Annotated in this window: 29 protein-coding genes; 15 read left to right on the forward strand and 14 right to left on the reverse strand. The window is 61.2% G+C overall.

The features are described 5' to 3' along the window. Window positions 1-3: 3 nt before the first annotated feature. Window positions 4-1614 (reverse strand): DUF2793 domain-containing protein, encoded by a 1611-nt coding sequence (locus ACQY5P_RS11395; protein ID WP_428406987.1) that lies wholly within the window; start codon window positions 1612-1614, stop codon window positions 4-6. Window positions 1615-1839: 225 nt separating this feature from the next. On the opposite strand from ACQY5P_RS11395, the gene ACQY5P_RS11400 reads away from it, so the two are divergent. Together ACQY5P_RS11400 and ACQY5P_RS11405 are read left to right on the forward strand one after the other, a co-directional pair. Then, a complete protein-coding gene (locus ACQY5P_RS11400; RefSeq protein WP_428406988.1) occupies window positions 1840-2715 on the forward strand; it encodes a mechanosensitive ion channel family protein in 876 nt (291 codons plus the stop codon). A gap of 100 nt (window positions 2716-2815) precedes the next feature. After that, the gene (locus tag ACQY5P_RS11405; RefSeq protein WP_428406989.1) at window positions 2816-3100 is read left to right on the forward strand and encodes a DUF6460 domain-containing protein; all 285 of its coding nucleotides are present in this window, start codon (window positions 2816-2818) and stop codon (window positions 3098-3100) included. 29 nt (window positions 3101-3129) lie between these two features. Here the strand turns inward: ACQY5P_RS11405 and ACQY5P_RS11410 are convergent, their stop codons facing one another. Genes ACQY5P_RS11410 through ACQY5P_RS11420 form a run of 3 tightly spaced genes read right to left on the reverse strand, consistent with a single transcriptional unit; the run spans window position 3130 to window position 4479 of the window. Then, window positions 3130-3453 carry a DMT family transporter gene (locus tag ACQY5P_RS11410; RefSeq protein ID WP_428406990.1) on the reverse strand — a complete coding sequence of 108 codons (324 nt, stop codon included), beginning with the start codon at window positions 3451-3453 and terminating at the stop codon, window positions 3130-3132. A 42-nt stretch (window positions 3454-3495) separates the two neighbouring features. Continuing rightward, window positions 3496-3807, reverse strand: coding sequence for a winged helix-turn-helix domain-containing protein (locus ACQY5P_RS11415; RefSeq protein WP_428406991.1), 312 nt, complete (start codon window positions 3805-3807; stop codon window positions 3496-3498). Between the two features lie 3 nt (window positions 3808-3810). Further along, window positions 3811-4479, reverse strand: a complete 669-nt coding sequence (locus ACQY5P_RS11420) for a hypothetical protein (protein WP_428406992.1) — start codon at window positions 4477-4479, stop codon at window positions 3811-3813. 104 nt (window positions 4480-4583) lie between these two features. Here ACQY5P_RS11420 and ACQY5P_RS11425 point away from each other — a divergent pair, with 104 nt between their 5' ends. Next, window positions 4584-5141, forward strand: coding sequence for a hypothetical protein (locus tag ACQY5P_RS11425; RefSeq protein ID WP_428406993.1), 558 nt, complete (start codon window positions 4584-4586; stop codon window positions 5139-5141). A 1-nt stretch (window position 5142) separates the two neighbouring features. Here the strand turns inward: ACQY5P_RS11425 and ACQY5P_RS11430 are convergent, their stop codons facing one another. Continuing rightward, window positions 5143-5538, reverse strand: coding sequence for a hypothetical protein (locus tag ACQY5P_RS11430; protein ID WP_428406994.1), 396 nt, complete (start codon window positions 5536-5538; stop codon window positions 5143-5145). 63 nt (window positions 5539-5601) lie between these two features. Between ACQY5P_RS11430 and ACQY5P_RS11435 the strand changes: the two genes are divergently transcribed. Then, window positions 5602-6693, forward strand: a complete 1092-nt coding sequence (locus tag ACQY5P_RS11435; RefSeq protein ID WP_428406995.1) for an RluA family pseudouridine synthase — start codon at window positions 5602-5604, stop codon at window positions 6691-6693. 9 nt (window positions 6694-6702) lie between these two features. Beyond that, entirely contained in the window at window positions 6703-7977 is a 1275-nt protein-coding gene (locus ACQY5P_RS11440; protein WP_428406996.1) for a L,D-transpeptidase family protein, read from the forward strand. Between the two features lie 3 nt (window positions 7978-7980). Here the strand turns inward: ACQY5P_RS11440 and ACQY5P_RS11445 are convergent, their stop codons facing one another. Further along, window positions 7981-8580 carry a murein L,D-transpeptidase catalytic domain family protein gene (locus ACQY5P_RS11445; protein ID WP_428406997.1) on the reverse strand — a complete coding sequence of 200 codons (600 nt, stop codon included), beginning with the start codon at window positions 8578-8580 and terminating at the stop codon, window positions 7981-7983. A 393-nt stretch (window positions 8581-8973) separates the two neighbouring features. On the opposite strand from ACQY5P_RS11445, the gene rpoH reads away from it, so the two are divergent. Further along, window positions 8974-9900 carry an RNA polymerase sigma factor RpoH gene (rpoH, locus tag ACQY5P_RS11450; RefSeq protein WP_428406998.1) on the forward strand — a complete coding sequence of 309 codons (927 nt, stop codon included), beginning with the start codon at window positions 8974-8976 and terminating at the stop codon, window positions 9898-9900. Here the strand turns inward: rpoH and ACQY5P_RS11455 are convergent. The 5 genes from ACQY5P_RS11455 to ACQY5P_RS11475 all read right to left on the reverse strand — a co-directional run bounded on the left by ACQY5P_RS11455 (window position 9897) and on the right by ACQY5P_RS11475 (window position 14504). Further along, window positions 9897-11168: an adenylate/guanylate cyclase domain-containing protein gene (locus tag ACQY5P_RS11455; RefSeq protein WP_428406999.1), complete on the reverse strand. Its 1272-nt coding sequence runs from the start codon at window positions 11166-11168 to the stop codon at window positions 9897-9899. The two genes, rpoH and ACQY5P_RS11455, sit on opposite strands and share 4 nt — an antisense overlap. A 112-nt stretch (window positions 11169-11280) precedes the next feature. After that, the gene (locus ACQY5P_RS11460; RefSeq protein WP_428407000.1) at window positions 11281-12210 is read right to left on the reverse strand and encodes a YihY/virulence factor BrkB family protein; all 930 of its coding nucleotides are present in this window, start codon (window positions 12208-12210) and stop codon (window positions 11281-11283) included. 68 nt (window positions 12211-12278) lie between these two features. Beyond that, the gene (locus ACQY5P_RS11465) at window positions 12279-12467 is read right to left on the reverse strand and encodes a DUF4169 family protein (protein ID WP_428407001.1); all 189 of its coding nucleotides are present in this window, start codon (window positions 12465-12467) and stop codon (window positions 12279-12281) included. Then, complete coding sequence (locus tag ACQY5P_RS11470; protein WP_428407002.1) at window positions 12464-13219, reverse strand: pseudouridine synthase; 756 nt, start codon at window positions 13217-13219, stop codon at window positions 12464-12466. The genes ACQY5P_RS11465 and ACQY5P_RS11470 overlap by 4 nt, the downstream gene beginning before the upstream one ends. Window positions 13220-13307: 88 nt before the next feature. Next, complete coding sequence (locus tag ACQY5P_RS11475; protein ID WP_428407003.1) at window positions 13308-14504, reverse strand: glycosyltransferase family 87 protein; 1197 nt, start codon at window positions 14502-14504, stop codon at window positions 13308-13310. Window positions 14505-14611: 107 nt separating this feature from the next. Between ACQY5P_RS11475 and ACQY5P_RS11480 the strand changes: the two genes are divergently transcribed. The 9 genes from ACQY5P_RS11480 (at window position 14612) to ACQY5P_RS11520 (ending at window position 19734) form a co-directional block, all read left to right on the forward strand. Next, window positions 14612-15064 carry a nucleoside deaminase gene (locus ACQY5P_RS11480; protein WP_428407004.1) on the forward strand — a complete coding sequence of 151 codons (453 nt, stop codon included), beginning with the start codon at window positions 14612-14614 and terminating at the stop codon, window positions 15062-15064. Window positions 15065-15093: 29 nt separating this feature from the next. Beyond that, a complete protein-coding gene (locus ACQY5P_RS11485; RefSeq protein ID WP_428407005.1) occupies window positions 15094-15507 on the forward strand; it encodes a DoxX family protein in 414 nt (137 codons plus the stop codon). A 125-nt stretch (window positions 15508-15632) separates the two neighbouring features. Next, window positions 15633-16856, forward strand: a complete 1224-nt coding sequence (locus ACQY5P_RS11490) for an acyl-CoA dehydrogenase family protein (protein WP_428407006.1) — start codon at window positions 15633-15635, stop codon at window positions 16854-16856. A gap of 13 nt (window positions 16857-16869) precedes the next feature. Beyond that, the gene (locus ACQY5P_RS11495) at window positions 16870-17292 is read left to right on the forward strand and encodes an MAPEG family protein (RefSeq protein ID WP_428407007.1); all 423 of its coding nucleotides are present in this window, start codon (window positions 16870-16872) and stop codon (window positions 17290-17292) included. 45 nt (window positions 17293-17337) lie between these two features. Beyond that, window positions 17338-17769, forward strand: a complete 432-nt coding sequence (locus ACQY5P_RS11500; protein WP_428407008.1) for a DUF4112 domain-containing protein — start codon at window positions 17338-17340, stop codon at window positions 17767-17769. Window positions 17770-17837: 68 nt separating this feature from the next. Further along, entirely contained in the window at window positions 17838-18143 is a 306-nt protein-coding gene (locus ACQY5P_RS11505) for a ribosomal protein L7/L12 (RefSeq protein ID WP_428407009.1), read from the forward strand. 13 nt (window positions 18144-18156) lie between these two features. Then, the gene (locus ACQY5P_RS11510) at window positions 18157-18849 is read left to right on the forward strand and encodes a DUF2461 domain-containing protein (RefSeq protein ID WP_428407010.1); all 693 of its coding nucleotides are present in this window, start codon (window positions 18157-18159) and stop codon (window positions 18847-18849) included. 2 nt (window positions 18850-18851) lie between these two features. Next, complete coding sequence (locus tag ACQY5P_RS11515; RefSeq protein WP_428407011.1) at window positions 18852-19385, forward strand: DinB family protein; 534 nt, start codon at window positions 18852-18854, stop codon at window positions 19383-19385. A gap of 7 nt (window positions 19386-19392) precedes the next feature. Then, window positions 19393-19734 (forward strand): cupin domain-containing protein, encoded by a 342-nt coding sequence (locus tag ACQY5P_RS11520; RefSeq protein WP_428407012.1) that lies wholly within the window; start codon window positions 19393-19395, stop codon window positions 19732-19734. Window positions 19735-19793: 59 nt separating this feature from the next. Here the strand turns inward: ACQY5P_RS11520 and ACQY5P_RS11525 are convergent, their stop codons facing one another. From ACQY5P_RS11525 to ACQY5P_RS11535, 3 genes are all read right to left on the reverse strand, one after another. Then, on the reverse strand, window positions 19794-21176 hold the full coding sequence (locus tag ACQY5P_RS11525; RefSeq protein WP_428407013.1) for an MATE family efflux transporter: 1383 nt from the start codon (window positions 21174-21176) through the stop codon (window positions 19794-19796). A 110-nt stretch (window positions 21177-21286) separates the two neighbouring features. After that, entirely contained in the window at window positions 21287-22108 is an 822-nt protein-coding gene (locus ACQY5P_RS11530; RefSeq protein ID WP_428407014.1) for an isocitrate lyase/PEP mutase family protein, read from the reverse strand. 12 nt (window positions 22109-22120) lie between these two features. Continuing rightward, a complete protein-coding gene (locus ACQY5P_RS11535) occupies window positions 22121-22450 on the reverse strand; it encodes an NIPSNAP family protein (protein WP_428407015.1) in 330 nt (109 codons plus the stop codon). Window positions 22451-22522 lie beyond the last annotated feature (72 nt).

Genomic DNA, 22522 nt, shown 5'->3' on the forward strand with positions numbered 1-22522 from the left:
TCACTACGTCTTGCCTTGTGTCTTTGTGCGCTGGTTAAGCTCTTCGATCAGCACGGCTTGAATCTCCACCGTCTCCACAAGCCGCTGGATCCACTCGCCGGTCGTCAGTTGTCCGTTCACGGGATCGAACGCCGCTTCATCGGGCAGCGCTGTCAGGTGACGTTTTTCCTTCCAGTGTTTCGCATAGCCATCGAGGGTCAGCGGATCATGCTCCGTCCCGATGCGTCCGGCGAATTTGCGCATGGGCTCGTGCCGGCGCCGTTCGGTTTTCGCCGGGGCGCGTTCGACGATCTCGACCTCTCCCGTCGCCGGGTCGATGCGATGTTCGACTTCAGCCGGCGCAATACGGTCCGGCGTTTTCGCATCCCACTTCTCCTGGTTGATGAAGCCATCCAGCGCCTGATCGAAAACGTAACAGGAAAGCAGCGTATTGTTGTCGTAAACCGCCTGTGCGTTGATTGTTCCCGCGCCTTTGTCGCCGCCCGTCGGATTGCCTACAAGCACGCCGCCGCCATCGACATGAAGGAGCGCGTCCGGGGACGCCTCGCCAATGCCCACCCGCCCCGCGGATGTGATGCGCACGCGCTCGCTGCGTGAGGTGGTCGGTCCGGTCCAAAACGTTATTCGCTGCGGGGCATTGCCTGAAGAGATCGTCCCATCCGCCGCCATCTCGATGCTTGCCGATGCTCGCACGGCGGCGCCGTCATAGAACGCTCCGATGAGGGTGAAGACGGCATCGCCATCCAGACAGGCTGCCGGAGCGTTCAAATCTCCCCGGCAACGCGTTCCCTTGAACACCATCCGGTGTGCGGATGAAGCGGAGCTGGCGACAATGCCCGCAAAGCTCTGGGCGTTGTCTTCGCCGGTGAGAAGAATGTTATCTGAGGAAATCAGCCCGGCGTCCGTGACGCCGCCTGAGAGATGAACTTCAAATTCGGCGGCCGGCGCCGTCGTGCCGATGCCGACTTTGCCATCATCCTTGTCGATGAACAGGGCCTCAGTCCAGGCGGATCCGTCTGCGCTCACTTTCACATGAAAATCGTCATCGCCAGTGAGGCCGAATTCGGCGCGGCCCGAAAAATTCGTCTGGAAAAGATGCGAGGCCGTGTCCCCGGCCGCCGCCTTGTTGATCTTGATCTGGGCATCGCCGGAGCCCGGCGTGATATCGTCATGGCTGAAGAGGACGGCGTCGGATTTCACACTCAGCTTGTTTGTCGCATCGGCGGTCGCATTGATCCCGAATTTCGCCGCCGTTTCGGAAGCTCCACCGCCGGAAAGCGCGCCCCACGCAGCGCCGTCATAGACCGCGAATTCATCGTCATCGGCGACCCAGACGCGCAGCCCCTCGAAGGGCGGAACGCGCGCCCAGGCGCCGTCCTGATAAGCCGCGAGATCGCCTTCATCGAAAGCGCCCCATATCGCGCCTGTCGCGCTTGCGGGTATAATGTAAGCATCGCCCTCCGCCGGAGACGCTGGCTCCGAAGACGCCGTCCGTGAGCGGACGACCGCCTGAACCAGCGCATCGAGGCGGCGGAATGTTTCGTTCACCGTGACGTGTTTTTGCGCCTGGCTCGGCGCGACATAGGAAAGGGAAAGGCGGGGCGACTGCTCCATCGGGGGCTCCGGATCTCACGCAAAACATCAATGCGCGCATCCTAAGTCCCGCCGGAAAGTGGTGGATAACTATTCACCAACACTGGGAAATATTGAAGAATTCAACAGATATGGTGAATTTTCGAGACGCCTGCTCAACTTATTGGGGCGGAAAATTTGCCCTCGATCCGAACAGCCTCTATCTCCTCCGCGACGACCGACAAAGATCCGAACGAGGAGGCATAGATGCAGGACGGCATTCAGCAGGCGACAGGCGCGCCGGAAGCGAACGACAACAACATCGACATGGCGGTGACGTTTTTTGAAGGGCTGGCGGCGAAAGCGGCCGCCTATCTCCCCAGCGTCGTCGGCGCGCTGATCGTTCTTGTTGTCGGCCTGTGGGTCGCCGGACGCATCAAGAAAATCGTCGCCGCCGCCATGACGCGTTCGGGCCGCGTCGATGCGACCTTGTCCGGATTTCTGTCGAGCCTCGTCCATTACGGACTGATCGCGCTGGTGCTCATCACCACGCTCGGCATTTTCGGCGTGCCGACGACGAGCTTCGCCGCCGTCATCGGCGCCGCCGGCCTCGCCATCGGGCTCGCGCTGCAGGGAACGCTCGGCCATGTGGCTTCAGGCGTGATGATGCTGGGCTTCCGCCCGTTCGATGTGGGCGATTATGTGGAGGCGGCGGGCGTCGCCGGCACGGTGAAAAGCATCGGTCTGTTCACCACAGAACTCGCAACGCCCGATAACAAGAAGATCATCGTGCCCAACGGCAAGATCTTCGACGACGTCATCACCAACTACGCCGGCTACGCCACGCGCCGCCTCGATCTTGTCTTCGGCATTTCCTATGCGGACGATATCGACAAGGCGATCGCCCTGATCCGGTCGGAAGTGGAAAAAGACAGCCGCGTCAACGCTGATCCCGAGACCGTCATCGAGGTCGACAGCCTCGGCGATTCTTCCGTCAACATCATTTGCCGCCCCTGGGTCGACCGCGCCGATTATTTCGGGGTCAAATGGGCGCTCACCAAGGCCGTGAAACAGCGCTTCGACGCGGAAGGCGTTTCTATCCCCTTCCCCTGCCGCTCCGTCTATATGGAAAAAGCTGCGTAAGCCAACGCGAAGAAGGCGTGAGGCGACAAAGGCGGATTGAACGGAAGGCCATTCGCGCCTAACTTCAAAGCCTCGTGATGCGAAACAGCGGAAGGCGGCGATGAGCGGACCCTCTATCAAAGACCGGCGCAGCAGCGGAAAAGCAGGCGGCACTGCAATCAAACTCATCTTCGCGTCACTGATTGTCGGCGCCGTCTTTTCGTTTCTCGGCATCGGCGTCCGCGAATTCTGGAGCGGCATATTCGACAATGTCCGCGACGTGATCGGCGCCCTCGGCGAGAATATCGGCGAAATCGCGCTGACCCTGCTCACCTATCTCGTCATCGGCGCCGGAATCGTCATTCCCATCTGGCTCATCGCGCGGCTGTTGTCGAACCGCAAGTAAGGCCGCGCCGGCGCCGGGATAACCGGGCGCTAGACCGTTGTCGTCAGGCGCAAGCCGACAGCGCCCGTCAGCACAAGCGCGATGCAAAGATATTGGAGAGCGCCGAGTCTTTCTTCGAAAGCGACAATCCCAATCAGTGTTGCGGCGACGATCCCGACGCCAGCCCAGATGGCGTAGACGACGCCGACCGGAAGCGCTTTCATCGCCGGCGCAAGAACCCAGAAACAAAGGGAATAGCAGGAGATTGACAACGCGCCCCACCACCATTTCTCGAAGCCATGAGAAAGTTTAAGAAAGAAGGTGCCGCTCACTTCCAGCGCGATGGCGAGCAAAAGAAACATCCAGGCATTCACGGCGCTTCTCTCCTACAGATACGGCTTTGCGCCAATTGATCCCTATTCCGCCGCTTTCGGGCGTAAGAGATCCTCCATGCGCGCGATATAGGCGATCCACGCCTCGCGGCCTTCCTTTGTAAGGCTCACGGTCGTCTGCGGCCGGCGCCCGCGAAAGCCTTTTGCGACTTTCACATAGCCGGCCTCTTCGAGCTTTCTCAAATGCACGGAGAGATTGCCGTCAGTGCCGCCGACTTTCGCTTTCAGCTCGTTGAAATCCGCTGCGCCTGCGCCCGACAAAAACGCCATCACCGCAAGCCGCACCCGCCCGTGAATAACGTCATCGATCTCGCGATAATCAAAGCCGTCGGTCATCGGTCAGACAATGTCTTTCGGTTCCTGGCGCATCAGCATGAGCCCCGGCGCGACCGCACAGAAGAAACAGCCCGCTGCGCCCAGGAGAAACTGGTAATTGCTGGTCATAAGAAAAAGCGCAGCCACCGCAAAGCCCCATGACAAGAGCGCAAAAATTTTCAGCCAGTCGAGACGCGCGGCGGTCGCGGTTGCAAAAAACGCGATGCCGTAAACCCCGAACGCCACCGGGAACATCAGGCTGAAGAGGAAATATGGCGGCACGCCATAAGCGGTGAAGTCGTCATGAACGATCATCAGCCCGATCCAGAACGCAGTCATGAAAACGCCCACCGCAAGCCAGACATCCCGCGCCGTGCGGTTGCCGAGCGTGAAGACGCCGGGCCGTGCGCCCATGCGCCGGCCGAGCACCATCGACCCGATCCAGCCGAAAACGCCGGCGATCACCCATGGCGCGATGACGGGAAGACCCCCGAGGGAAAACAGTCCCGCAAGGATCAGGAACGCCGCAAGCGATGCGGCGCTCATCAGCCCGCCCCACAGCACATAAAAGACGCCGCTCACTAGCGGCGCATCGCGCCCCTCCTCGGCGAGGCTGCGCACATAGGCAAGGTCGCTCGCGAGCGCGGCCTGATGGCGCGCCCCATCAATGTAGTCCTCTTCGCTGACGCTCATGCTCCGCCTCCTTCCGTCATCCAGAATTCACTTTACAAAATAAAGTACTTTTCGTTAGTTTCAAGCCCCACCGCCAGCAAAGGCGAAAAAAGAGGACAGACCCCATGATTTCGCGCATGTTCATGCTTTTTCCCGCCCTTGCGGCGCTCACCGCCTCTCCGTCACTGGCGCAGGAAGGGGCGCTGCCCGCGCCACAGGTGCGCGAAGCCATGGCGAAACTCGGCTGGATGAAGGGCGAATGGGACGGAACCGGCTGGCGCGTCACGCCCCAGGGCCGCGAGGACTTCGCAGCCCATGAGCTTGTGGAGCCGCAGGTGGAAGGGCTTGTTCTGCTTTTGCACGGGCGCGGCTGGGCGCTCCATGAAGACGGCTCGATAGGCGAAGAAGCAGGCCATCTGGCGCTCGGCGTTCTTTCCTATGACGCGTTTCGCCGAACTTACGTTTTCGACAGCTATGTGAAGGAAGGCTATCAGGTGCGCGGAAACCCGGCGGTCGGCGACAATGAGTTTCGCTGGTCGCATCCGGCGGGACCCGGCGTAGAAATGAAGTATCACGCGCGCCTTACCGATGACGGCGAATGGCTCGAAACCGGCGAACGCTGCGAAGCGGAGGCCTGCTCGCTGTTTCTCGAAATGCGTCTTAAGAAAATCGGCGCCGAGTAAATTAGTCCGAAGCGATCGGAATGCGCGCGATCTCTTCCTTTTTGGCGATGTCGTAGATCACAACTACGACGCCGTCGGGCCCGTCGATGCGCACCGCGAGCCGGTCGCCGTCAAGCGCAATGGCGCCGGCGCTCTCGCCCGCTTTCAGCGCAATCGGCGAAGCGGCGGCGGGCGCAGCGGTGGTTTCTTCGACAACCGCCGGAGCAGCGATCTCCGCGTCTTCCTTTTTCGGCTTGCCGAAGACCGCGATGATCGCCGCAACGACCAAAAGGAAGACCGCCGGCATGGTCAGGATGATGATCCAGAGATTGCGCGTCCCGATGGACTGGGCGAGCCCGCTGAACCCCGCGGCGGGCGCGCCTGCGGCTTGTTGGTTATTGTTGTCTGTCTCGGTCACGAGGGCGCTTCCATGGCTTCAAGGCTGGCGGCGGGACGAATAGCCCGCTAAACCGCCCCCTCTATGACCGCTGACGACGAAACCCTCAAGCCGCAAGGCGCGCCCGATGAAAACGGCGCCTATGTTCTCACCGTAGACGCTGAGGGCGCAGGCACGCGCCTCGACAAATGGCTCGCCGAAAAAATCGCCGGCCTGACGCGAACGCGGCTGAAATCCCTCATCGAAGGCGGCGCCATGACCCGCGACGGCAAGGTTTTCACCGCGCCGTCCTGGAAATTGCGCGAGGGCGAGGAATACCGCCTTATTCCGCCGCCGCCAGAAGACCCGGCGCCCCTGCCCGAGGCGATCCCCCTCGACGTCGTTTACGAGGACGCCGACATCATCGTTGTCAACAAGCCGGCGGGGCTGGTGGTGCATCCGGCGCCGGGCGCGTGGTCGGGAACGCTCGTCAACGCGCTGATCCATCATTGCGGCGACACGCTGTCCGGTATTGGCGGCGCGCGCCGTCCCGGCATCGTCCACCGCATCGACAAGGATACATCTGGCCTGCTTGTCGTCGCGAAACATGACGCCGCGCATCAGGGGCTTTCGGCCCTCTTCTCCGCCCATGACATCGACCGCGTCTATGAAGCGATCGCCGTCGGGGCGCCGCGCCCCGGCGTCGGAACCATAGACGCACCGCTCGGCCGCAAAACCCACGACCGCACGAAAATGACGGTGGTCAATGACTTCGAATATGACGAGGAAGAAGACGATTACGTTCCCAAGCACGGCGCGCGCCATGCCGTCACGCATTACAAGGTCGTCGAAGCCTTCGGGCGGTCCCGCGCCAAACTGAAAGGCGACGCGCTCGCCTCGCTCATCGAATGCACCCTGGAGACGGGGCGAACGCATCAGATCCGCGTGCATCTTGCGTCTATCAACTGTCCGCTCGTGGGCGATCAGGTTTACGGCCGGGGCCCGGGCCTTTCCGGCCTCAAACCCGGCGAACCGGAAACCGACCACGCCATTGAGACGATCCGCAATTTCAAGCGTCAGGCGCTCCACGCCAAGGTGCTGGGTTTCACGCATCCGATCACCGGCGAGGCCATGCGTTTCGAGCGCGAGGCGCCGGAAGACTTTCAGGAATTGCTGGCGGCGCTGCGCGCGTTATAAGGAACGCGTTTGAAACGCGGGGCCGCTTTGAAAATATTCGCCGTCATTATCTGTGCATTCATTGCATGCAACCTTCTGACCGCTTGTTCCTTTGCCTCAATCGGCGCTGACAGCAATTCCATCGCCCATGAGGTCGAAAAAAAGGAAGCGGCGGCGCTGATCGCAGCCGTGAAAGGCCTTAGTGCGGAAGGCGTTCCGGAAAATCTTTACGATGTGACGGCGCTGGAAGAAGCGATGGCGGCGAACGAACCGGCGCTGATCCGCGCCCGCGCCGAGGCGCTGTTCGACCGGGCCGCCTTGGGGATGCGCGACGGCGTGACAGCGCCGCAAGAGCGCCTTGGCTGGCGCATGGAAGAAACTGCGCCGGATACGGACGAAATCGCCGAGCTGAAAGAGAAAGCCTTCGATCATATAGCGTTTGCGAAAGCCTTTGAGCGGCTAGCGCCCAGGCATGAGCAATACGCCCTTCTGAAAACGGCGCTCGGCGCCGAAGGGCTGAGCGCTGAACAACAGGCGCGTCTGCGTCTCAACATGGACCGCTGGCGCTGGATGCCGGAGGATCTGGGCGAGGACTATATTCTGGTCAACGTCCCCGCATTTGAACTCACGCTCGTGCGCGGGGGAAAAACCGTCGCGCGCCGCAAGGTGGTCACGGGAACGCCGAGCCTGCCGACGCCGCAAATGAGCGCCCTCGTCACCGGCGTTATCCTCAACCCGACCTGGTTCGTGCCTCCGAGCATCGTCAAGGAAAGCGTCGGCGCCTTGATGAAGACCGATCCCGCGCGCGCCAAGCAACTCGGCTATTATGCGGGCGCGGACGGCAATGTGCGCCAGAAACCGGGACCGGCGAACGCGCTCGGACAGATGAAGCTCGTCATGCCCAATCCCTATTCGGTGTTTCTCCACGATACGCCCTCGAAAGACGCATTCAACCGCGACACGCGCGCCCTCAGCCATGGCTGCATCCGCGTTGAGGACGCGCTTGGGTTTGCACGGACGCTCCTCGGCGACGCAATCAGCGAAGAAGACTTCAATGAAATTCTTTCGACAAGACGCACGGTCGAGATTGATCTCGAAAGCCCCCTGCCGGTTTATGTAGCCTACTTCACCGCGGCCGCGTCGGAAGGCGGCGTCGTCTATTACCCCGATATTTACGGGCGTGATGCGCCGCTGCTTGCGCAATTCGGCGGCGCGGGCGGAGAAAACCCGGACCCGATCAAGACGCTGATTGAAGAAAGCTGTCCCGAAAGCGCCGGTGAAGCGACGCTTCCCGATAATCTCTGAGCCCTAGAATTTTCCGGCGTAGAGAAGACGCCCTGCGCCGAGCCGCGAGACCACTTCGGTGCGATCGTCCTCGCAAAAAGCGAAGCAGCCTTCGCTGCGCCCGAGCTTGCCGTATTTCTCGATCATCTCGTCGCCCACATACCAAGCCGCATGGATGACAATGGCCCGCGCGCGGGCGTTTGAATTCTCCTCGGCGAGACCGTCGAGCCGCATGGAGGCGCCGTATTTGCCGGTATATTGCGCGCCGGTGCGATAGGCGCCGGCTGATGTGGCGTTCGATCCGATCTCATTGGAAAACTTTTGAAGCCGCCCCGTATGTCCCGGGTCGGAGCCGCGCCCATGGGCGACCAGATAGGATGAGACCTTGCCGCTCACCATGTCCACAAGGTGAAAGCGCGGCCGCCAGGAGGGCGCAGAGAAATCGGCGAGGCCCACAAGGTCGCGAAGAGAAATGCGCGCGGCGTTCTGCTCCAGCGCGCGCTTGGCGACGCGCGCGAGATGCTTTTCAATATCTGGCTTAGCTGCCCAAGCCGCGGCAGGCCCCGCAACGCAGGGCCCGGCGAAAGCGGCAAGCCCGCCTTTCATCATCTGTCGCCGATCCAATACACAACCCCGTTTTCTGTCGCTTTGCCGTATTTAGGAGGACGGGGGACCCCTTTCAAACCCCCGGACGCTTTCCGCGGCCCCGGTTCCTCACGCCATTGTGGCCCGGGCGCGAGCGGGCGTGACTGGCGTTTTGACGCAGCCCGGCGCAGAATCGCGGCTCTGAATCAACCCAGAAGCCATTTGAAATATTAATTATTACAACAGGTTAAGCGATGCGCCCTTGGCCGCGACCGGCTGGATTCCTATATAGGTCACAAAAGCGCCCGATAAGAGGCGCATCATTCCTGGGGCAATCCGACCGAACATTGAGAACGACGCCCGTGTTAGCATCTGCGCCTGCCGCTATGGTTGGCGCTTAGAGGAGAAATGACGCGCTGATGAGCAACGCCCATGTCTAATTCACTGACCACAACCGCTTCCGGCCTTACGCCTGAAGGAAGTCTGTCGCGTTACCTTGCCGAGATCCGCAAGTTTCCCATGCTGGAAAAGGACGAGGAATACATGCTCGCGAAACGCTTCGCCGAGCATGAGGACCCGGACGCGGCGCAGAAGCTGATCACGTCTCACCTGCGCCTCGTGGCGAAAATCGCCATGGGCTATCGCGGCTATGGCCTGCCCATCGGCGAGGTGATTTCCGAAGGCAATGTGGGCCTGATGCAGGCGGTGAAACGCTTCGATCCGGACAAAGGTTTTCGTCTCGCCACTTACGCCATGTGGTGGATCCGCGCGTCGATCCAGGAATACATCCTGCGCTCGTGGTCGCTGGTCAAAATCGGCACCACCGCGGCGCAGAAAAAACTGTTCTTCAACCTGCGGAAAATCAAAGGCCAGATCGACGCCGTCGATGAAGGCGATTTGAATCCCGAACAGGTGGAGCACATCGCCAAGAAGCTTGGCGTCACCCATGACGACGTCATCTCCATGAACCGGCGCATGTCGGGCGGCGAAGCTTCGCTCAACGCCCCCATGGGCAAAGACGCCGAAGGCGGCGGCGAATGGCAGGACTGGCTTGTCGATGAAAACGCCGTCAATCCGGAAGCAAAGCTCGCCAATGAAGACGAGTACGACATGCGCATGGGCCTTCTGGAGCAAGCGCTGGCGACCTTGAACGAGCGCGAGCAGCACATCCTCACTGAACGCCGCCTGAAGGATAATCCGGCGACGCTGGAAGAGCTCTCCCAGGAATATGGCGTCTCCCGCGAGCGCGTGCGCCAGATCGAAGTGCGCGCTTTTGAAAAGCTGCAAAAAGCCATGAAGCGCATGGACCGCGACGCGCGGCAGGCGACCGCGGAAGCGGCTGAAGCGCATAGCGCCTAGACCGCCATCCTCTGTTGCGTCTTATGGTCGAGAAGCCAGACGGGCTTCTCGCCGACGCCGTTGAGCATTCTCGTTCCTATATAGCGGCAGGCCTGGTGACCGCCGAGCGCAGTTTCGAAACCGCCTCCAGCCAATATCTCGCCCGGCGCCGCCGACTGCTGCAGCCGGGCGGCGACGTTCACCGTGTCGCCCCAGATGTCGTAAGCGAATTTCGCGCGGCCGATGACGCCGGCGATCAGCGGCCCTGATTCGATCCCGATGCGGATCTCCAACTCCTGCCCGAAACTTTCGCCAACGAGCCGGAGGGCGCGCTGCATGTCGAGCGCCAAATGCATCACCGTTTCCGCGTGATCCTTGCGGCGCACCGGCGCGCCGGCGACCACGAGATAGGCGTCGCCGATGGTCTTGATTTTCTCGGCGCCGCGCCGTTCCGCGAGCAGATCGAAGCTTGAAAAGAGATCGTCGAGAAGCTGCACGGTCCGGTCGGGGCCGATCTCGGCGGCGAGCGCCGTGAACCCCGTCAGATCCGCAAACATCACAGTCGCTTCGTCATGATAGTCGGCGATGACTTTGTCGGGATTTTCCTTGAGCCTGTCCGCCACCGCCGAGGGCATCATGTTCAACAGCAGCGCTTCGCTTTTCGCTTCGGCGCCCTCGAAGAGCCGCAGGATGTAAAAAGTGACGGCGCCGAGAATGATCATGATCGTCGTCGCGGACTGGATGTAGATCGCCGACATCAACCCCGGGGTAATCGCCGCCTCCGCGAGGCCCGCTGGAAAAGCGAACCAGACAACGAGATGCAAGACCAGCCCGAGCGCCGCGAGAAACGCTGCAAGACGCATTCGCTCTGCGCCGCAGCCCGTTATCGCGATCGCCGCCGCCGCGATATAGTTTAATTGGATGCCTGCATCGCGGCCCAGTTGCGACACGAAGAAGAACAGGGTCGAATAAAAAACGGCGGCGAGATAAACGACCGCGGCGCAGCGCCCGAAACGATGCATGAAAGGCGTCAGCGCGCTGCCGGCGGCGGAGACGAGATTACCGAAGACGGCAGCCCGCAACGCATTGAAATCCACCATTGCGAATGTCAGCGCAAAGGACAGGGACGACAGCGCGCCCAGATAGCCGGTCATGTTGGCGACGGCGAGAAACCGCTGGTCCTTCGCCGGATAGGCGCCAACGCCCGCAAAGACGAGCGCCTTCAGGTAATTGGGCAATTCAAACGGCATGAACCGCCATGGCCGGAAGATGGATTGTCTGAGTTTCATGAGACGCCCCCGCGTCACGCGCAATCCGCCGCTTCCCTAAAGAAGAAAGACGCTTTTGAAACCTGAAAATAGTTAGGGACTGGCGATGTTTGAAACTGCGGCCCTTCCAGCATCAGTTCTGGGGCGGCTCGCCTTCTTCGGGAATGTCGCGCTTGTGGCGCAGATGCGCCTGCTGTTCGATCTCCGAATCGATTTCCGCGCCGACCAAAAACACGAACGCCGAGACCCAGAACCACATCATCAATACGATGATCGCGCCGATGGAGCCGTAGGTTTCGTTGTAGTCTGCAAAATTCTGTACATAGACGGAAAAGAGCACCGACGCGACGATCCACAAAACGACAGCGGCGCCGGCGCCGGGACTGATCCACTGCCATTGCGGGCTCTCGCGCGCGGGCGCGAATTTGTAGAGCGCGGCGATGCCGAGCCAGGCGCCGGCGAACAGGATCGGCCAGCGCACATAAGCGATAAGAGGGTCGAGAACATCGCCGAGCCCGATGAATGTGAAGACGATAGGCACAATCGCCACCGCGGCGAGCGCTGCAATAAAGCCTGCCGCCACCGCAAAAGTCATCGCAAGCGCCTGTATGTTAAAGATCAGGAAGTTGCGGGTTTCTTTCTCATCGTAAACAATGTTGAGCGCCATCATGATCGCCTTGATGGCGCGCGAGGCGCTGAACAGCGTGAGGCTCAGGCTTACGAAAAGCGCAAGGCCGATGGCGCGGTCATCGCTTCCCGCGACCTCGATGGCCTGCGCGCGCAGCGCCAGAACGACATCGCTCGGCAGGATCGGCGAGAAACGCGCGATCTGTTGGGAAATCTCGATCGGATCGGCAATGAGCCCCCATAACGACACCACGACGGCGATGCCGGGAAAAATCGCCAACAGCGCGTAAAAGGCGATGCCGGCTGCGGTCAGCGCCAGCCGGTCATTATTGATCTGTGCGAAAACCCGGCCCGGCAGTCTTTTCCAGTGACGCCATGTCAGCATTTTGTAGGCTGGCGGGAGGTTTTTGCGTGCGGGCTGTTTCGCGTCATTCATCGCCCCTTTCTCCACCCCAATCTTCATTCATGACAAACAAGAAAGGCCGGGAAAAGTTTCCATCAGGATCACTCTTCCCCGCCCTCTTCCGCCGCATGGCCGTCGAGGCGACGCTGCGCCAGGTCGTCTTCCGCTTTGGTTTTCTGGCGCTCGGCTTTGGTGCGGCCGAATTTCGCGCGGTTTTCCTCCGCCCGTTTTTCTTTATCGGCGCGGGATTTCTTTTTGCGGAAGCGGTTGAGATTGACGATCTCGGTCAAAGCCCGACCTCTTCGCAGATCTTCTTGCCGAGCTGTTCTTTAAGCTGCTTTCCCGGCACTTCCTCAATCTCGTCCTTTGGCAATTTGCCGAGCTGAAACGGTCCGTAGGCGGTGCGAATGAGGCGATTCACCTGAAGCCCCAGATGGCGCATCAGGTTTCTCACCTCTCGGTTCTTGCCTTCATTGATCGACAAGGTGATCCAGACATTGCCGCCCTGCGTCTGGTCGAGGCTCGCGCGTACGGGGCCGTATTGGACGCCGTCGATTTCGACGCCGTTTTTCAAACTGTCGAGCTGTCCTTGAGTCACGCGGCCATAGGCGCGCACGCGATAGCGCCGCGTCCAGCCCGTGGACGGCAGTTCGAGACGGCGCGCCAGCGTTCCGGAATTGGTGAGCAGCAAGAGGCCCTCCGTGGTCAGGTCGAGCCGCCCCACGGAGATGACGCGCGGCAGCCGGCCGGCGAGCGCTTCAAACACTGTCGGGCGGCCTTGCGGGTCTTTATGCGTCGTCACGAGCCCGTCGGGCTTATGATAGCGCCAGAGCCGCGCCGTGTCGGGCTTGCCCACCCGGGTTCCGTCAACGCGGATCTCCATCTCCGGCGTCACCTTGAAGGCCGGGGTCGTCAGGACCTTGCCGTTGACCGTGACGATCCCCTGCTCGATCAGCTTTTCGGCCTCCCGGCGCGACGCGACGCCAGCGCGGGCGAGAAACTTCGCAATGCGTTCGCCATCAGCATCTTTGAGGTCGGTCATGGAAAAGGCCTTCATGGGGAAAGATGCGCCGATAACACAAAAGCGGCGTTACGACCAATGGGCGGCCAATGAATGACGCCGAAATATCCTAGGCCGGCTGACCCACGGCCCCTGCCGCCGGACGCGCAGCCGACGGACGCAGCATGACCAACAAGGTCATCGCGAAAGCGGCGGCGGAAACGAGGAAGGTGATCTGGAGCGCCCCGATCGGCGGCAGCGCGGCGAAGAGCATCACGACAAGCGTCGTACATATCACAAAACGCGCCTGCCAGGCGCGATAATCCGCCGCCTGGCGCGCAAGATAAGCCGCCGAAAGCAGCAGTACGGTCATTTCGTAGCCATAGGCGTAGGGCGCGGCGAGGATCGCCCCTGCGCAAAGAAGCGCGGCCCTGGCGAGCGCGTCATCCGACCGCCGCCACATGAGCCCCACGACAATCATGATCGCTGCGGCGAAAATATATTGCACGCCAGCGGCGATCGGGCCGGCCAAGCCCAGTGCGCGAAGCTGTCCGAAAAGCGTCGCCATGCCTTGCGGCGGGGTATAAAGGCCGGGACCGACCACGTCGGCATTGAGCCGCGCCGCGGCGCTCAGAAAATCCCGCCACCCGTCGACGCCGTAGACGAGAAAAGACGGCGCATGGAATAGCACCGCCGTCACCGCCGCCACCGCAATCGTGCGCCAGGCGCCCGCCGCCATAAATGCAACCGGCAGCAACAGCCCGAGCTGCGGCTTGATGGTCAGGAGCCCCGCAGCGACGCCCGCAACAAGCCACCGCCTTTTTGGACCGTATGCGGATAAAAAGAGGAGCGCCGCTGTCGCCATGCTGATCTGACCCCAGGCCGCAACGCTGACGCAAATCACCGAAAAGCCGAGAAGCCAGAACGCGCGCCCGCGGAAATTCAGGGCGTGCAATGACAAGAGGAGAGCGCCCCAACCCGTCGCGATCCATAGAAAGTAGCTTGCCTTATAAGGAAGCCAGGCGAAGGGCGCGACAATGAAGAACATGGTCGGCGGATATTGCCACATCATGCCGATGGCTTCTAAGGACGCGCGTTCCTTCAGCTTCGCGTCGAAGGCTGCAAAGTCATAAGCCTGAAGCGCCTCGCCGTGCCGCGCGAAATCGCCGGCCGTATAAAAGGCGAGGAAATCGCCGCCGATAACGCCAGTTCCGCCGGCGACGACGCCTGGTGTCGTTACCGCGCCAACGACAAGGGCGCCGCAGAAAATCGCCGCGTAGACCAGCGTCAGCCGGACCGCCATGTTGAGGAACGCTTCCTGCGTCATCCGCCAATTCCGATTGAGACCGGCAAGTCTCGCGCGAGCATGGTTAAAAAGCGCCTAAAGGGCTCCCCCGCTGGCATAGAGCGCGGTTCCGGCCTAGAAGGCGCGCCATGACCGGTGATGAAAATTTCATGCGGCGCGCGCTCGAGGAAGCGCGCCAGGCGGCCGCGGCGGGCGAAGCGCCCATCGGCGCGGTTCTGGTGGATGCTTCAGGCGCGGTTATCGCGGCGGCTGGCAACGCGCCCATTGCGACGCACGACCCCACGGGGCATGCGGAAATCCGGGCCTTACGCGAGGCTGCTGCGAAGCTCGGCAATTACCGGCTCCCCGAGACAACGCTTTATGTGACGCTAGAGCCCTGCGCCATGTGCGCCGGCGCCATCTCCATCGCGCGCGTCAAACGCCTCGTCATAGCCGCATCCGATCCGAAAGGCGGCGCCGTATGGCATGGGGCCAAATATTTCGAACAGCCCACCTGTCACTGGCGGCCGGTCGTCGAACAGGGCCCTTTCGCCGACGAAGCGAGCGCCCTCCTCAAAGACTTTTTCCGCGCAAGGCGCTAAGCTCTCCCTCTCACGGGAGGGCGCGCTCAATGAACAGGCTTCTTTTCCTCCAACCGCTCGCCAGATTTCAGGACCTGACGCTCTTGACACTACGCGTCCTCACCGGCGCGTTTCTAATGTGGGGGACCTGGGACAATATCGCCGACCCGGCGCGCATGACCGAGTTCGTGCAGTTTCTCGACGCTTTCAAATTCCCGGCGCCGGAAGCCATGGCGCCGCTCTCCGTCTGGTTTCAGTTCGGCTGCGGCGCGCTCCTCATCCTCGGGCTTCTCACCCGCTGGGCCGGGCTCATCATGGCGTTCAATTTCATCGTCGCCTTTCTGATGGTCCATCTCGCCGACAATTTCCGGGCGCAGTTCCCGGCGCTGATCCTGATCGCCGTCAGCCTCCATTTCGTAGCGGCCGGCGGCGGAAAATTCTCTCTCGACCGGCTCTTGAAGTAACTGCTTTTGCGGCTTTCCCTCTTGGCGCCGCGCGCTATCATGCGCGCGAATTTTTAGTTATCGCGCTTTCTGTCCGAAAACCGGCGACCACTTTTCGGGAAAGCGCTCTGGCAAGGAGCCTCAAAATGGATTTCGCCTATTCCGCCCGCTGCAAGGATTATCTGAAACGCGTTTCCGACTTCATGGACAAATATGTCTATGAAGGAAATGAAATCTATGAACGTCAGCATGCGGAGTTTGGCCCCGGCGAAGGCCGCTGGAAAGTGCCGCCGATCATCGAGGAACTGAAGGACAAGGCGAAGGCCGAAGGCCTTTGGAACATGTTCCACCCCGACCCGAAATGGGGGCCGGGCCTTTCCAACGCCGATTATGCGCCCATCGCCGAGCTGACCGGCCGCTGTCATATCGCGCCGGAGGTTTTCAACTGCGCCGCGCCCGACACCGGCAATATGGAAGTCCTGTCGAAATACGGAAGCCCCGAGCAGCAGGAGCAATGGCTGAAGCCCCTGCTTGACGGAAAAATCCGCTCCGCTTTCTTGATGACCGAGCCGCGCGTCGCCTCCTCCGACGCCACCAATATCGAAACCGACATCAGGCGCGACGGCGATGATTACGTCATCAACGGCCGCAAATGGTGGTCGTCGGGCGCGGGCGATCCGCGCTGCAAGATCTTCATCGTCATGGGCAAGACCGACAAGACCGCCGAGCGGCATCTCCAGCAGTCGCAGATTCTCGTTCCCGCTGACGCAAAAGGCGTCAAAATCCTCCGCCATCTGCCGGTCTTCGGTTATGACGACGCGCCGCACGGACATATGGAAGTCGAACTCGACAATGTGCGCGTGCCGAAAGAAAACCTCATCCTCGGCGAGGGACGCGGTTTCGAGATCGCGCAAGGCCGCCTCGGGCCGGGCCGCATCCATCACTGCATGCGCACCATCGGCGCGGCGGAAGTCGCGCTCGAGAAAATGGTGAAACGGCTCCTGACGCGGGAAGCCTTCGGCAAGCCGATCTACAAGCACTCCATCTGGGAGCAGCGCGTCGCCGAAGCGCGCATCGACATCGAGATGACGCGGCTTTTGACGCTCAAAGCCGCCTGGATGATGGACACGGTCGGCAACAAGGTCGCGCAGGGCGAGATCGCGATGATCAAGGTCGCGGCTCCGCGCATGGCGCTGCGCGTCATCGACGACGCCATCCAGGCCCATGGCGGCGCTGGCGTCACCAGCGATTTCGGCCTCGCCCGCACCTATTCCATGCTGCGCACCCTGCGCCTCGCCGACGGGCCCGACGAAGTCCACTGCCGCGCGATTTCAAGGATGGAGTTCAAGAAGCATTCGAACGCGGCGTAAGGACGTTTGATCCATGACCATGACCATGCTCACGCCCGTTCTCGCCTTAGTTGTCTGGACGCTGATCGTCTGGGTCTGGATGTATACGATCCGCATCCCGGCGATGCAGAAAGCAAAAATCGATCCGCAGGACGCCATGCACCCGGGTTCGCTCAACACGCTGCCGACCGAAGCGCGGGCGGTGGCCGACAATTACAATCACCTGCACGAACAGCCGACGATCTTTTACGCGCTGGCGATCTACTCCCATCTCGCAGGCGTCGCCGACCCGCTAAATATCTGGCTCGCCTGGGGCTATGTGGCGATGCGGGTTCTCCACTCCTTCATGCAGATCGTCGTCAGGAAAGTGACCCTGCGCTTCTACGTCTTCGCCGCCGGATCGCTTCTCCTGATGATTATCGCGGCGAGAAACGTCATCGCGCTTCTCCTTCCCTGAATATCACATCCGGAACGCTTTTGCGCTCTCCTGTGTTAGGCGCGCATGAGCCATCATCGCGCCCTCGACACATCCCGTTTAGGTCCGGCGGACAAAGCCGAAATCGAACGCATCGTGCCGCCTCATGCGGCGGCTAAAGCGCGGGTCGAATGGCTCTCCAATTTCCTCGACGCGAAATACCGCATTCCGGGCCTCGGCTACCGCTTCGGCTGGGACAGCATTCTGGGCCTCATTCCCGGCGTCGGCGACGCCGCCACAGGGCTGATGTCCATCTATCTCATCTGGGAGGCGCGCCGCGCGGGCGCGGGGTTCGGCCTCGTCATCCGCATGATTTACAATGTGCTGGTCGATACGATTCTCGGCGCGGTGCCGGTGCTCGGCGATCTTTTCGACTTCGCCTTCAAGTCGAACCTCCGCAATGCAGAGCTTCTGAAAGAGCACTACTCCAAAATCGAAATGCGCAACGCCGGCCTTTAGGCGGCCCGCATTTCCAGCCCCGATGAAGCAGGCTAAGCTCCCTCAAAACGCGAAGGGAGAGCCGTCTCATGTTGGATTTTTCACTGCAGCAGTGGGGACTGATCGCGCTTCTCGCCTATGTCGCCTTCATGATCGGCCGCATGACGAAGAGCGGCGAAAGCCCCGAGGCGCGCGAGATGCGCCGCATGGAAGAGGCGACGAACGCCGCTGACGCATTTTCCTCCCTCTCCCCGTCGATCCAGAGTGATGTGGATCGTCTCCTGTTTGATGGAAAGAAGATCGAGGCGATCAAGCTGATCCGCGAGAATACCGGCCTTGGGCTTAAAGAGTCCAAGATCGCCGCAGAACAGCGGGAAAAGCAGATCAAGGGCTGAATGGAGGAATGAGATGACGGGGTTCGCCGGCCTTCCCAACGACTATTTCAAATTCTTCCGCGAACTTAGCGCAAACAACAATCGCGAATGGTTTAACGACAACAAGCAGCGTTTCCGGGAGAGCGTGCAGGAGCCGCTTGCGTCCTTCGTCGAGACCATGGCGCCGAAGCTGAAAAAGATTTCAAAACACATCGTCGCCGATCCGCGCCTCAATGGCGGGTCGGTGTTCCGCATCTACAAGGATGTGCGCTTTTCCAAAGACAAAAGCCCTTACAAAACCCATGGCGCGGTTCAGTTCCGTCATGCGCTCGGCAAGGACGCCCATGCGCCGGGCTTTTATGTGCATCTCGATCCAGGCGAAATTTTCTATGGCGGCGGCATGTGGCTGCCGCCATCGCCGTCGCTTCTCGCCGTGCGCGAGGCGATCCGCGATAAGCCGGCGGCGTGGAAAAAAGCGACGACGGACGCCGCATTCGTCAAACGCTTCGGCGGGGTCGGCGGCGATGCGCTGACGCGTCCGCCCCGCGGCTTCGACGCCGATCACCCGCTGATCGAAGACATCAAGCGCAAAAGCTTTTTCGCCATGGCGCCGGGCAAAATCACGGCCGCGAAGAAACCAGGCTTTGTGGATGACGTCGCCGCCGCTTTCGCCGACGCCAAACCGATGATGAAGTTTCTCTGCGATGCGACGGGAGCGCCGTTTTAGAGATGAGCGCCTTCAATCCCGCCTTTCTGCGCGTCATGGCCGCTTACAATCAGTGGCAGAATGAAAGCCTTTATGGCGCGGCTTCAGGTCTCACTGATGAAGAGCGCAAGCGCGCCCGGGGCGCCTTTTTCGGCTCCATTCACGCAACTCTGTCGCATATTCTCTGGGGCGACCGGATCTGGCTTTCCCGCTTTACCGACTATCCGGCGCCGGACGCGCCCATCGGCGATTCCGGCGCGATGATTGCGGACTGGGATGCGCTCAAAGCCGAGCGGGTGAAAACCGACGATTTCATTCTGACATGGACGACGGGGGTCAGCGCCGCTGATCTCGAAGGCGAGCTGAGCTGGTTTTCCGCCGCCTATGACCGGACCATCTCTATGCGCCGCGATCTGTTGTTGGTCCATTTCTTCAATCACCAGACCCATCATCGCGGACAGGCTCACGCCATGCTCACCGCCGCTGGGGCGAAACCCGGGCCGACGGACCTACCCGTCATGCCGGCGTTTCAAAGCGGCGCATTCGATTTTTCCTGAGGGTTTTATGAAATTCCTTTCCCTTTCTCCCCACAGCGCCGGCGTCGAAGAAGGCGCGCCGCCGCCGGATCGCATTCTTTCCGGCGATCCGAAATTCAGGACATGGAATATAGAGGAACGGCCCGGCGGGCTTTACGCCGGTGTCTGGGAATCGACGCCCGGCAAATGGCGCATCGACTATGACGAATGGGAATATTGCCGCATTCTTTCCGGCGTCTCCGTGATCGCCGAAGACGGCGGCGAGATGCGCCGCGTTTCTGCAGGCGACAGCTTCATCATCCGCCCAGGCTTTAAAGGGACATGGGAGGTCCTCGAGACAACCCGGAAAGAATATGTGATCCGGCTTTAAGTTGTTGATTAAGCGGATTGCGGATGAAAAACCGGGAACCACTTTTTCTGCAATCCGCCCTAATCGCGCGTAATCAGCCACAGCCGCGCGCTCAGCGTCGCCGCGGCGGCGGCGAGACTTGCGAGCAAGCCCCACCATACGCCGACGGCGCCCATGGGCGTCGAAAGACCGAGATAGGACGCGACAGGAAAGCCGATCACCCAATAGCTGACGCCTGTCAGGATCATCGGCACGCGGACGTCTTTCAAACCCCGCAGCGCCTGTCCCGCCGCAACTTGGGTCGCGTCGAACAACGCAAAGGCTGCTGCGATGGGCAGGAACGAGGCGACGAGCGTCAGCACCGCATTGTTATTGGGATCGTCTGGCTCAAGATAGAAGCCTGCGATTTGTATGGGCCAGAGCATCACCGGGATCGCAACGATCATGATCGCGCCAATCGAACAGATGATCGCCATGGCGGCTGCACGCCTGACGCCCGGCCGGTCCTTCGCGCCTTCCATCAGCCCGACGCGCACGCAGCCCGCCATGGAAAGCCCCAACGGCATCATGAAGGCGAGCGCGGCGACATTGAGCGCCACCTGATACGCGGCCATTTCGTTGACGCCGATGCGGCCCATCAGAAAAACGGCGGCGTTAAAGAGCAGCGCCTCGAACCCGATGGTGATGGAGATCGGCCAGCCAAGACGCGCAACCTCGGCGAAGCGCGGCCAGTCCGATTTCAGGAAGTTATGAAAAAGCTCGAACGTCTTGGCGCGTTTCTCCCAGCCGATATAGGCGACCAGCATGAAGAAGCCGATAGCGTGCGACAGGGACGAGGCGAGGCCGGCGCCCACAAGCTCCAGCCGCGGAAACCCCCAGTGCCCGTAGATCAGGAGATAGTTCAGCAACGCGTTAATCGCCGTCGTCAGAATGATGACGTAAAGCGGCGCCCGCGCGCGCTCGATGGCGGCGAGGAAGTTGCGCAAGACAATGACGCCAAGCGCAAACGGCAGCCCCGGCGTCAGCGCAAGCACATAAGGTTCGGCGAGCGCGGCGACCTGCGGCGGCTGCCCGGTCAGCAGCGCAAACTCCTCGGCGAAGAGATAAATCAGCGACAGGATGGGCGCGCCGATCCCCACGAGCCACAGCCCCATCCGCACCGATCGGCGCACATCGCGCACATCGTTGGCGTCGGCGCCGAGCGCCTGGCTCACCATGGGCGAGACCGCCATGGCGGGCCCCATGCCGGCGACATAGAGAACGTAAAACATGACCAGGCCGAGCGCCGCCGCGGCGAGCGGTTCGGGGCCAAGCTGGCCGATCATGACAACGTCGACGGTATTGATGGAAAACTGGACGAGCTGGGTCAGGCCCATCGGCAAGCCGATCGCCATGAGCGCGAAAAACTCGCGCCGCCAAGGGCCCCTTTCGGCGCCCGGCGTTGCTTGCGCCGTTGTCGTCATGAACAAACTCTCTCCGTCCTCCACTATCGCGGAGGGACGGCGTCCTTAGCCTTTCTTCGCTTGAGGCGGAAGGCGCCGGAGGCCGCTATCGGATCACGGTTGCGCGAAAGTCACGCCTTCAGGAACGGCGCGACTTTCTTCGCGCCGTCGCGATTGGCGGAGAGCATGTCGAAACGGCCTTCGGTGAGCATTTGCGTTGCGGCGCCAAGCGTGCCGTAAGCGTTCCAGGCGAGGCCGCCGCCAATGGAAAGACGTGCTGCGCCCGCCTCCGCAAACTCGCCGACGGAATGCTGCGCCAGCTTGCCGAGAATAAGGACGTTCACCGGCGCCTCAACGCTTTTGCAGACGGCGCGCACCGCGTCCATGTCGGGCAGGCCTGGCGCGTAAACGACATCAGCGCCCGCATCCGCGAAGGCGTTGAGACGCGCGATCACCTTGTCGAGCTCGCCAATGCCGTAAAGAAACGCTTCGGCGCGCGCGGTCAGAACGAAATCGCGGCCGCTTTTTTTGACTGCGTCGAGAGCCGCTTCGATTCGCGCGAGGGCGAGCCCATCGTCATCAATCACCGGATTTTGCTTGTCGCCCGTCGAGTCCTCGATGGAGCCGCCAGCAAGACCCGTCTTGCAGGCGCGCTCAATCGTTTCGGCGGCGTCTTCGGGCTTCAGGCCGAACCCGTTTTCAAGGTCGGCATTGACGGGAATGTCGACGGCATCGGCGATGGCGGCGCCATGGGCAAGCGCTTCCTCACGCGTCACGCCGTAGTCCTTTCTGCCCAGCGTCATCGCAAAACCCGAGGACGTCGTCGCCAGCGCCTTGAAGCCAAGTCCTTCAAGCATGCGCGCGGACCCCGCGTCCCAGGGGTTCGGAATGACGAACGGATTTCCGGGTTTGTGCAGTTTGCGGAAGGCGGCGGCTTTGGCGTCGATGCTCATATCATTCATCCGTCAGAATGTTTTCAGGGCGCCATGCGGCGCGGAAGCGAGTTTCAGAAAGATGCGGTCTTCGCGCATGATGAACCGCTCGGCTTTGGCGAATTCATAATTTTCTTTTCCCAGCGGATCCGCCGCCAGCCGTTTCTTGTAGTCTTCATAGGCTGCCAGCGACGGCAGCGTATAGACGCCATACGCAGTTGTGACCGAGCCTTCATGAGGCGCGAAATAACCGATGAGGTCGGCGCCGCAGCGGGGGATCGCCTGCCCCCAGTTGCGGGCGTAGATTTCAAAGGCGTCTTTTTTGAACGGGTCAATTTCGTATTTGATGAAACAGGTAATCATTCAGCGCGCTCCTTTTTGAGCGTGATCAGGAAAAGTGGTTCCCGGTTTTCCGGTTCGATCACGCGACCACTA

The organism is Hyphococcus sp. (assembly GCF_965267305.1).
Lineage (GTDB): Bacteria > Pseudomonadota > Alphaproteobacteria > Caulobacterales > Parvularculaceae > Hyphococcus.